Raw genomic sequence first — 10,145 nt, forward strand, 5'->3', positions numbered from 1 at the left:
CATCGGTCCTTACCCTATCAAGATACTGAATAGGTGTTATTAGATTCTGTTTCGCTGCTGGGGGCGCTTTTGGTCCCATCAGGCTGATACATGCATCGTAAACTGTTGTTTTTCCACAACCGAGCATGGGGGCCACGTTCTGCTCCAACAAGCCGGGGTAAACATACGTGGCCATCAGCACTGACACCTGAATGGGGCTTAGTCCTAATTCCTCACGGTTCTTGGTAAAGAACGCCAGCACGCGCTGGACGCGGGCCTTTTTGTGTTCTTCATCGACCATGGTGAATGCTCCCGTTCAGTTCCCTTTTGCGTATAGGGAATATGGGCGCAGGCGTCTAGGGCAAAAATGTCCAGCCCATCTTGGTTTTCAGGATTGGCTCAATAAAGGCGAACATTGCTGCAACCGTGGCCATTTTCGCGGTTGCACGGTCCCGGCTCCTTTCCAGGGACACGACACGATCTTCCAGTTCCGGCACGACCTCGATGCGCTGTTCCACGCGGGCAATGCGTTCACGAATATCCGCCAGCCCCAGCAGGACTTCGGTTTCAAAGGTGTTCTGTCCCACGCTCATGCCCAGAAATACCCGGTCGCAGGCTGGACAGCCGTGGGGCCGCCAAGCGTATCCATTTCCTGATTGACGTTGTTCAGCGTCGTCACTTCCTGCTGGTAACGCTGCTCGAAGTTGGCTTCCTGATCCATTGCAAAGAAGTTGGCTGCATAGCTCAGGCATGCGAACAGCAGGCATTCAGGGGACAGCGCCAGTAGTTCGTTGCTGTCCGTATCGGCATTCAGGGGCTGGAACTTCGCGTAATACACAAGCCGCGCATAGGACTGCGGATAGGGCCGGAACAGAATGTCTCCCTCATTACGGGCAAACACGGCCCCACGTCCGGGCTGCTTTGGCAGGCGCAGAAGGTGGGCGTAGCTTACCGGCTGGCAGCTGGTGTTGTCGGCTTCCACCTGGCGCATGATCAGGAAGTCAGCGGGGATTGGAATGGACTGGATGGGGGTGCCTGCGGTGGCCTGCACTGTCAGATCGCGCTCCATCTGTGCAAGGCGCAGATCACGCTGACAGCGGGCGAGGCCGCGCTTAATGATCATGTTTGCCTGCTGTGTGGAAATATCAGTGCGGTTCAGCCAGTCCGTCATGAAGTCGCGGAAGGTTCCCAGCGTGAAGTCGCTATCGGGAATGGGCATAAGATCAGGCATTATACCGCCTTTTCCGTGGCGAGGAATGCCTCAAGGCCATCCTGCTTCAGCTTACGGACGATAGCCTTCTCATCCTCCATCCAGATATTGAAGCCCTCTTTCAGCCATTTGGTGACGAAAATCGCAGGGATGGACGCTACGCGCTGTAGTTCGCCGCATCGCTGCGCAGACGATCCGATGCGGTATTCTTTCAGTTCGTCGAGGAACTGCTGCGGGATGTCCTGATACTGCCGGAACAGCAGTCCATCCGCGTTTTCTTGGATGTCGAGCGCAACCGCGCCCGTGTTCTGCTTTATCGTTCTCTCCTTACTCTGTGGGCGGTGGGCCGGGAAATGGATATGGCCTCATCGGCTCATAAACGTCACGTTGGCCGTTCCTGTCCCTGAGCTGGCCTGAATGGCCACCACGTCACTGGTGCTGCACAGGAAATATTCGGGCACGTTCGCAGGCATAAGCATTTCGCCCAGCTTCCCGATGGCGACTGTGCTTGCAACGCTGCACACAATACGCACGACCCGCGAAGATGGGACCGGAGCCTGCACTGTGGTCGGGGCGGATGCGGATGTGGCCACGTTCACCGTTGCGATTGGTCGGAATGGGATCATTTTTGTTGGTTTCCTCTCAAAAAAGAAGGCCCCCTTTATTTCAGGGAGCCTTCTGGTTGGCGGATTAGGCCAGGTTGGTGATCAGGGCCGAAGCCTTGTAGTTCGCGTGCTGAAGGCCGAACTCGCCCACAATCATCTGGCGCTCGCTGTCGCCTGTCTTGGCCAGCGGGACGCGCTGCCAGTTGTCATAGACAGCCAGCTTCCACATCTTCGGATCGAACAGGAAAGCATCCTGCGCCCGCTGCCAGCGGTTCAGCGTCACCTTCTGGGTGCCGTAGGGGGAGCGGTAAACGTCCACAACGTTCGTCAGGGACGTGCCCTGGCCGGTATCACGCAGGCGGCCGGTGTCGATCCCCGAAGGGGTGGTGTAAGCCATATCGGCCACCTTGCGGGCATCCGAGGGCTTCACAGACAGGACCGTGGCCTCGCCACCGCTGTTGTAGAGCAGCTCATTGGCGGACAGGATCAGGTCCTCATTCAGCGGGCCAGCAACGGCCGCCGTGCTGCCTTCAGCCGGGGTGCCAGCCGTGACCACCATGGACGGGTCAATCTGGGCCTGCACACCCGCGAACTGACGGGCAACCGTGTCCGAACCGGCCACCATGGTCTGCGCGGTTCCGACCAGTGAGTATTCCAGATCAGTCTTGATCGCACGCATGGCGCGGACAGCCTGATAGGCCAGCTCCTTGGCGCGTCCGTAGGTGGACATCTTGTTGGCAGAGCGCGACACCTTGAAGGACTTCACAAGAATCTGCGTGGTGTTGGAACGCATTTCCGTGGGCGTCAGGGTGATGTCGTCGGGGTCTGCACCTTCCACCTGCGCGTTCACACCGGCCGGTTCAAGGTGATCTTCCTGCCACTGGTACAGGGTGTTCTTTACAGTCTTACCGCCTACGCTGGACTGGAAAGGCGTGTTGTAGGGGTCAATGTTCGAGATAACATCCGACACATCCTCGCGCTTACCGACCTGATCGTAGGTATCCATCTGGGGCAAATAGGTTCTCCTTTATACTGACGTAATGTTTGTTATCGAAAAGGCGCGGTTTTTATTCCGCTGCGCCCCAGCGGCTCATGAGTGCGTCTGCTGCATCATCCAGATCGCCGGTGTTGCGCAGGCGCTTCATGGCGTCTGTCTTTGTGCTTTTGCCGGACTGGCTGGTTGCCTGTGTCCGCATGGCTGGCTTTGCGCTCGCAGTTGCGGGCTTGGGTGTTGCCTGTTGGGCGGCCTTGGCACCCTGCGAGTAGCGCATGGCCATATCCAGAATGCGGAACTGTGCCGGGTCTGTCAGGTCATTCAGCGCGGACTGGTCCAGCCCCATGCTGGTGCCCCATTTGATCAGGTCCGCATGGCGCTGCTGGTTGAAGCCAGGAATGCCGGTGGCAGGGTCCGTGAGTGCCTTTGCACATGCCTGCGCAGCCGCGAGCTTGGCCTGCTGCTGCTGCTGCGTCAGCTGGGGAGCCTCGAAATTGAGGGCTTCCTTCGCCTTTTGCATGTCTTTGAACGCCTGATCGGCCATTGCGCCGAACTGCGCCCATTCCTCTGGTGTGGAATTGGCCTTGATGGAAGCCACATCTGCCGTGGCAAACTGGTTCCAGCGAGCTTCAGCGGCCTGCGCCATGGACTTCAGGCCATCGACATGGCGCTGCGCCACCTGCTGGAGCTTGACGGCATCCTGCTGAAGTGCGGCAGCACGCTGATCAAGGGCGTTCGACCGGCCCGCAATGGCCCGAAGATCGCCCATGGTCATTTCGGTATCCCCGACCTTTACCTTTCGGTCGTCGGGTATATCGTCGGCTACATGGTCAGCATTTCCATCCTGCCCATCTGCCGGTTTCTCCGCGCCTTCCTGCGATCCTTCTGAGCCTTCAGGCGCGTCTCCATCGCCTCCCGATCCGTCCGTTCCTTCGCCTTCCTGCGGGGTGCCTTCCCCCTCAGCTCCAGCGTCTCGTCCAGCATCAGGTGCATTTCCGGCTTCCGGCTCATCTTCAGTAACTCCCCATTTGGCGAGCAGCGCATCAGCGCCACCGTCAATATCAAGGCTGGTGTTTTCACCAGCGTCTCCCATGTTTTCAGCGGGCATAAAGTTGGTTGATTTCCTCGTCGTTCAGCAGTTGCCCGGCCTTCGCCAGTTCTTCCTGCTGCGCCTCTGCGGCTTGGATTTGATCTGCGACGGCTGCCCACTCGCGCAGCACTCCGAACACCTCACGGATGGCCGCTACCTTGCGGTAGAGGGCTTCGCGGGCTTCGTGGTCGCCCGGTTCAGTGGCGAATAGTTGCTGGGAGTAGGACAGCCCCAATTCATCGAAGGCGGCCGCAATCGGGCCGCTATCCAGCGCGGCTTTTGCGTTCAGGCCGCGCTGGAGTAGGTGGGCTTCATTGTCGTGTGTGTGCATCAGTCTTTCGGCTGGACAGCCACAGGCTTGGCCTGAGCTGCTATGTCGTGTGCGCGGTGCTGTAGGGCGACTTCAGCTGCATCCAGCCCGACCTGGTGCTGGAACTGGAGGACGCGAAGGTCCGCCTGCTGCTCTTTCAATGCCTGTCCGGCCTGAATGGTCTGCATCTTGCCCTGCGTCTGGTCAGCTTTGATCTGAGCATCGCTGTTGACCTTGAGGGCCTGATTCTCCGCCAGCTGTTCCTTGACCTGCATTTCACGTTCCGCCAGATCGGCCTGCTGCTGCTGTTCGGCGCTAGGCTGCGGGGGCGGAATGGTTGCGGGGTTCTTCAGATAGTTAGAGACATCATAGACACCCTGATTTTCCAACATCCGTTTCCAAGCATTGAACCGCTCGGTGACTGTGTAGATCGGTGACATTCCCGGCTGTGAAGCTAGGAACTGATCCATCTGGAATAGCTGCTGGGTTTCTTTGTCACGCTCGCCATAACCAATCGCCAACGTTACGGAGACATCGCGCCGAGACTTCCAGCTGCTCGGATCGACAGACACGTAGGTGCCGCACACGTCGATCACCTTCTGCTGCTGTTCGTTCTCAATGATCAGCTGATAGACGGCCACAAACAGCTCACTCAGGAAGTCCGAGAAGTTGCGGGCCATCATCTTGGCGCGGGTCTGACCCATGGTGGCCATCTGTGAGACAAGATCGCTGCTGTTCTGGCTGCTGATCACGTCCTTATTGATGCCCTGGGACAGATCAGTGGTGCCGGTGATCGCCTCTTTGTTGGCATCCATCGCATTGATCGTCTGGAACACGTAGGGGTTCAGCGAAGGCTGCGGCAGAGGCGCAAGGGCGTCCGGCCGGGTCACATTCACAATGCCTCCTATCCGGTTCTCGATCAGCTCGCGCGGGTTCACCAACGCGCCCCGCATCACCTGATACCGTGGGTTGTTCGTGATCAGGCTGTGATCCACGACCGTCCGCGTCAGCAGGGTTTTCACCATCTGGATTGGCGCAACATGGCTGGCAAAGCAGTCACCATAGAAGCGGTGCGGCACACGCATGGGAACGTATGCATGGAACGGATGCCTTGACACCTTTTCCATCTTCAGGACTGTGGCGGTCCCCGCGAGGACGACATGCCACAAGTCTTGCTGGCCATTACCGTCGCCGTCGAAACGACCGTAACAGTCGAACACAGAGATTTTCTTCAATCCCTGATCCTGAGATGTCTGGTCCGCAATCCCTGTCTCGACAGAGAAGAACCGCTCGGACACTTCAGGATCATAGGCAAGGAAATCGTCCGTGAACTCTTGTATTTCGTCCAGAGCTTCCTTGTCGTAACCGTCCTCCAGAAGATCGGCCTTCGTTTTCATCTGCCGACGGTAAACGATGTCCGCTGTATCCATTGAAATGGCTCGGCTTGATATTCCGAATTCTTCCGGTGGAACCGGCTCTATACTCGCGCGGGAATTATCCTCCTGCTGGTTATACGATACCGTTACCAGTTCTGTATCCGGGTCTGCCTTAACTTCGACATCCGAGATATTCGCCGTCCGGCTTAGTTCCTGTATCTTCAGGCCAGCCGCGTTCGGATCAAGATCACGCAGGACATACGGGACAGTCTGGACATCCTTTTGCCACCACACCTGCACAAGCCCCACGCGAGCCATAAGCCCATCATGGATAACATCGTGCATGATCTGGAAACCCTTGTTTTGCCGGAAAACGGCGTAATCTGTGTAAAGGGTTGCCTGAGTGGCTTCCTGCACATCCGCGTCGTTCTGCGGCGCGAACCGAATAGGCCGCACGTTGCCCGTGAAGGTCTCCAGAAGGGCGGCTTTTCGGGATTCAACAGCGTCAAAAACATCGCGCGACACGAATGAATTATTCCCGTTGTGCATCGGGCGCGGCTCTTGACCGGCGTAATACCGCGCGGCATGTAACCGCCCTTTTGCCAGCACGCTTTCCGTCCCGATGATTGAGGCGTCTATCCGCTGCCTTATTAGGGTGGCGACATCCTCGTTACTGAGGGCGCTCGACTTGGCCATCAGTAATTCTCAATGTAAAAGTCGTCAGTAACCGTGATCGGACTCCATTTTTCTTCATAAATGTGATTGGCTAACGCAAGGGCCATGACAGCATCGTCATGAAATGGCTCGCCGTTGATGTCCTTGCCGTTTTCTGCGGTCATTCTGCCGTTTTCATCGACAATATACGTCCGCATTTCTGAAAGTATAACCGGATCAGGTATGATTATTTCTCGCGCATATACTTCCGTTCTCAGCTCGTCTATAATCAGCGGCTTGGTTTTTGCTGTCGTAGCAAACCCGAGCTTTGTCTTGTATTCCTGCGTTATCTCGTCAACCGTTTCCTCAAGGAAGAAATTCGGATAAGCTAGGTCTCTGCCCAAGCGGGTGCAGGTAAGAAGTCCATGGTTATTGCTTTCAACCACTATACGGGCGGTGTTATACCTTTTCCCGAGCGCCTCCAGAACGTCAGCGTACGCTTCTGGATTGATGTGGGCGCGGTATCTGGCAACAACACGACGTTCATCATCCAGCACTACAGCCACGCTATAGTCGCGGCCCTTGATGCCCATGGCAACGTCTGCGCCGATGAAGTAGCTGGCCTTATCCTTCGGCTCTGACCACACCGCCAGCTCACCCCTGCTGTTCTCGCGGAAGCCGACACCGGGAACCCAACCATATGCCGTGAAATCCCGGCTCATGTGCGTCTCGCGCATCCACTCGACTGCCTCGGTGTGGAACACCGGGCTGCCAGTCGTCAGAAAGGCTTCCTCTGCACAGCAAGGATATTCCTGCTTGAACAAGTCCTCCCCGCTCTGGGCAATTTCTCGCCTGCGGAACATGAGCTGCTCGTCGTCGAGGCCATACCGGGCGACCAGTTCATCTTCCTGCGGGGTCCGCTTAAATCCTTCCGGCACCGGCACACGGTATTCGTCGGTAACAAACCACGGGATGAACACCGGGCGGAACCCGTTGGTGCCTGCCACAGCACCACGCCACAGGTCTGCGAACACACCCGACATGCCATTGGCCGTACTCTCGACGAACACATGCGAACCGGGGCGAGGCGGGACCGCCTTCATCAGACCGTTGAAGTTGGCCTGTGCCGATGTCTTAGGCCAGAAAGCGACCTCGGAAAGATGGGCGTTCTGGAGCGTCTCGCCTCGGGCAATATCATCGCCGCCTGCGGTAACGACCAGATATGAACTGTCCAGTTCTGAAAAGGACAGCTCACGCTTGCTCTTGTATTTCCTCGCGGGCCGGATGGCTGCCGGTGTGCTGTCATAGAACCGCTTGGTCATGTCGAACAGGGCGGACGTTGATTCCGCCTTATGCGCGACCACCAGGCTTTTCGTGGCCTCATTCATGGATGTCTGCTGGTAAAGGCACCCATTGATCACCGTGGATATGCCCTGCTGTCGCCCCTTCAGGACGATGATACGGACATACCCCAGCTCTCTCCGCTGCCTCTCGACGTGATCCAGAAAGATCGCCTGAGCGGGGTTCAGGACCAGAGGCTTGATCTCTGCGTCCTTGGTCCTGATCTTTAGGATGCGCGGGGCATAATACCTGAAGTCGTTTTTCAGGCGCTTCAGCACCCGCGCAACGGTCGGATCAATCAATCGTCTGGATTATCCGAACCGGCATCTTCGGCCGCCAGACCACGCAGGAAGTCCTCGGCCGTCTGGACGACAACGGACTGTTTCGTCTCGGGCTTGGCCATCGTGAAGTCCAGCACCTTGCTGGCAGCCGAAATTCGGTCCTTTGTAGACTCCAGCGGCTTGCCTTCAGCATCACGCGCGACCACGATGGACACCAGCTCGATCAGGGCCTCATTGCCCGCTATATCCTTCTTGACGATGCCGTTATCCAGCATCTTTTCAACCATTCCCTCTGCCTCCTTTCTGGCTTCAGAGCGGAAGTGGGCAAGACGACGACGACCGGCTGGGCCTCGATAGCCGGGGCGTCCACCCTTCTTTCGGCCGGACTTAACCGCTCCGACGCGGTTTAGAGCGAGGCTCTTTTCCCGTGCTTTTCGCAGTGCTTCCAGATTTTCGGGGCTTCCCTGCCATTTCCGTTTCGGCGCTTCGGTCGTCGTCGCCTCCTTGCTCACATCCACTGATCAATTCCTTTATGTGTTCCCTTACGGCGCGGCAGCTTGCAGGGAGGGAGATTGACATGGATGCCCAGGGCGTGTTATTCTCGACCTCCTTTAGAGCTGCGACGCGATTTGTTATGCAAATATCAGCTCTATATGCGAGAAAATCGCATAACTCGCTGATTTCGTTCAGTTTTTCGATACTCACAGCTTATCCTTTCTTGCCGTATTGGGTGAGTGGGGCGAGAGCTATCAGCGCCTCCCTTTGGGCCGTTGGATCGGCAATCTTCTGAAGCTCGGCTGCCAGCAGCGCCCCACGTTCATCCGGACTTTTCCCTGTGGCTACAGCCATGGCCGCGTCCCGAAGGTGTGGGTATTGCTTGATAATCTGGTCCCGATGCAGGACAGCCTGATCAATCGCGGCCTGATAGGACTGCGGATTACGGACCACGGACGGTCCCTGAGAGGCTCCCTGTGATGGCGTGGCTCGGCCCGTAGCCTTGGCCCATGTCCCGTTGCGGACATGCTCGCTTATCTGCTCACGCAGGCCATTCATTACGGATGGGTCCACAACCGCGTTCGGTGACAACAGGCTGTTGATGTCTGCATCCGTAAGTGCCCCGCCACGGCTCTCGTGCATGTTCATAATGAAGTGCTTCACATCGGCCGGATTCACCCCACCAGCATCCCCGGACGTGCTTGCCACATGCGTCAACCAGCCCGGATAACCGCCTATAGTGGCCTTGACCGATGAAGTCGGGTGAGGGGGTGCGGACGGTCCCTTTGACGGTCCCTTATCCGGGCCTTCGGCTGGTCCAGCCCCAGATGTGGACGGTCCCTGCGAGGCTCCCTGTCCGGGCTGCGTGGGGGTAGCTTGGGCGGCTTGCGCTGCTGGGCGCGGGGCCGGTCGAGAACCCATAACACGGGCGGCCGTGGCCTGCTTCGCCCGCCCCGACAGTGCGGCTTTTACGGCTGCATCATCTGCAAGTCCCTGCATGAGAGAGGGATCAACAGACGTTCCGACACCCGCCCGCGCGGCCACCCTCTGCTTCGATGCGATGGCCTTCAAAACCGGCGGAGTGCCCAAACCCAGAAGGCTATCCACTCGCCCCCCTACGGATGTGGCCGCATTGGCCAGGGCGCGACCACGCAGGTAGTTCAGTCCGGCTGCCATTCCCGTGGCGGCACCAATCCCCCCTTCTGCACCCGCAAAGTGGCCGACAGCAGTTCCAGACAGGGCCGGAACGGCGGCAGTCATGATTGCCCGGAGCGCCCGACCTGTTGTGCCCCCGGCGTTCATCTTCTTGCCGTTATAGGCCCCGATGTTGAGTGTCTGGAGACGATCAAGGATTGCGGCCTTCGTCTGCTCGGGCATCACCATGTCGTTGATCTGGTCGCGGAAGGTATCCAGATAGCCGTTGTCCTCGCCATTGTCGGCCTGATTGCGGTTATGGTTGGTCGCCTCTTTGAGCGCATTCATCAGCGTGGTGTGCTGATCCTTGTCCACGCCGCCGTTCTCAGGCCCCAGCTGCCGAAGGCTCTTGAACAGCTGGACCATGTTGGCTTTGCCATTATCCAGATCACCCTTCACAGTGTCGGACAGTTCCGTTTCCGGGTTATCCTTGCTTCCTGCGGCCCGGAGCGGGCCAAAGAAAGACGCGAAGTTGAGCGCACCCAGCGAGCGTGATCCTTCTGGGGACAGGCTTTCGGGTGCGCTGATACCCTGCCGCTGGACGTAGCTGCGGGCCGCATCCAGAGCTTCCCCCGTGTTCATATCCGGGTTCGCCTGCTTGATCCGGGCAAATGCC

The 10,145-nt window shown here is 58.0% G+C and carries 10 protein-coding genes and 1 pseudogene; all 11 read right to left on the reverse strand.

Annotated features, from left to right (window positions below):
- Positions 1–280, reverse strand: a 280-nt coding sequence (locus B3759_RS16525) for a hypothetical protein (protein WP_291367709.1), incomplete at its 3' end; no start/stop codon positions are given.
- Positions 281–335: 55 nt separating this feature from the next.
- Positions 336–572 carry a hypothetical protein gene (locus B3759_RS16530; protein WP_291367711.1) on the reverse strand — a complete coding sequence of 79 codons (237 nt, stop codon included), beginning with the start codon at positions 570–572 and terminating at the stop codon, positions 336–338.
- Positions 569–1,210, reverse strand: coding sequence for a phage adaptor protein (locus B3759_RS16535; protein ID WP_233059542.1), 642 nt, complete (start codon positions 1,208–1,210; stop codon positions 569–571). Before B3759_RS16535 ends, B3759_RS16530 begins: the two co-directional genes overlap by 4 nt.
- 344 nt (positions 1,211–1,554) lie before the next feature.
- On the reverse strand, positions 1,555–1,815 hold the full coding sequence (locus B3759_RS16540; protein ID WP_291367715.1) for a hypothetical protein: 261 nt from the start codon (positions 1,813–1,815) through the stop codon (positions 1,555–1,557).
- A gap of 64 nt (positions 1,816–1,879) precedes the next feature.
- The gene (locus tag B3759_RS16545; RefSeq protein ID WP_233059563.1) at positions 1,880–2,800 is read right to left on the reverse strand and encodes an SU10 major capsid protein; all 921 of its coding nucleotides are present in this window, start codon (positions 2,798–2,800) and stop codon (positions 1,880–1,882) included.
- Positions 2,801–2,861: 61 nt separating this feature from the next.
- Positions 2,862–3,896 carry a hypothetical protein gene (locus B3759_RS16550; protein WP_291367717.1) on the reverse strand — a complete coding sequence of 345 codons (1,035 nt, stop codon included), beginning with the start codon at positions 3,894–3,896 and terminating at the stop codon, positions 2,862–2,864.
- Positions 3,886–4,209 (reverse strand): hypothetical protein, encoded by a 324-nt coding sequence (locus B3759_RS16555; RefSeq protein WP_233059540.1) that lies wholly within the window; start codon positions 4,207–4,209, stop codon positions 3,886–3,888. Before B3759_RS16555 ends, B3759_RS16550 begins: the two co-directional genes overlap by 11 nt.
- A complete protein-coding gene (locus B3759_RS16560; protein ID WP_291367719.1) occupies positions 4,209–6,260 on the reverse strand; it encodes a portal protein in 2,052 nt (683 codons plus the stop codon). Before B3759_RS16560 ends, B3759_RS16555 begins: the two co-directional genes overlap by 1 nt.
- On the reverse strand, positions 6,260–7,861 hold the full coding sequence (locus tag B3759_RS16565) for a hypothetical protein (protein WP_291367721.1): 1,602 nt from the start codon (positions 7,859–7,861) through the stop codon (positions 6,260–6,262). The genes B3759_RS16560 and B3759_RS16565 overlap by 1 nt, the downstream gene beginning before the upstream one ends.
- Positions 7,858–8,358: a hypothetical protein gene (locus B3759_RS16570; protein ID WP_291367723.1), complete on the reverse strand. Its 501-nt coding sequence runs from the start codon at positions 8,356–8,358 to the stop codon at positions 7,858–7,860. Before B3759_RS16570 ends, B3759_RS16565 begins: the two co-directional genes overlap by 4 nt.
- 190 nt (positions 8,359–8,548) lie before the next feature.
- A pseudogene (locus B3759_RS16575) lies at positions 8,549–10,145 on the reverse strand (hypothetical protein); the annotation flags it as partial.

It is taken from the genome of Acetobacter sp. UBA5411, assembly GCF_002409645.1.
Classification (GTDB): Bacteria; Pseudomonadota; Alphaproteobacteria; order Acetobacterales; family Acetobacteraceae; genus Acetobacter.

Bases quoted from the DNA above. Each gene is read 5' to 3' on its own strand.
- B3759_RS16530 (WP_291367711.1), bottom strand. From the start codon at position 572: ATGAGCGTGGGACAGAACACCTTTGAAACCGAAGTCCTGCTGGGGCTG.
- B3759_RS16535 (WP_233059542.1), bottom strand. From the start codon at position 1,210: ATGCCTGATCTTATGCCCATTCCCGATAGCGACTTCACGCTGGGAACC.
- B3759_RS16540 (WP_291367715.1), bottom strand. From the start codon at position 1,815: ATGATCCCATTCCGACCAATCGCAACGGTGAACGTGGCCACATCCGCA.
- B3759_RS16545 (WP_233059563.1), bottom strand. From the start codon at position 2,800: ATGGATACCTACGATCAGGTCGGTAAGCGCGAGGATGTGTCGGATGTT.
- B3759_RS16550 (WP_291367717.1), bottom strand. From the start codon at position 3,896: ATGCCCGCTGAAAACATGGGAGACGCTGGTGAAAACACCAGCCTTGAT.
- B3759_RS16555 (WP_233059540.1), bottom strand. From the start codon at position 4,209: ATGCACACACACGACAATGAAGCCCACCTACTCCAGCGCGGCCTGAAC.
- B3759_RS16560 (WP_291367719.1), bottom strand. From the start codon at position 6,260: ATGGCCAAGTCGAGCGCCCTCAGTAACGAGGATGTCGCCACCCTAATA.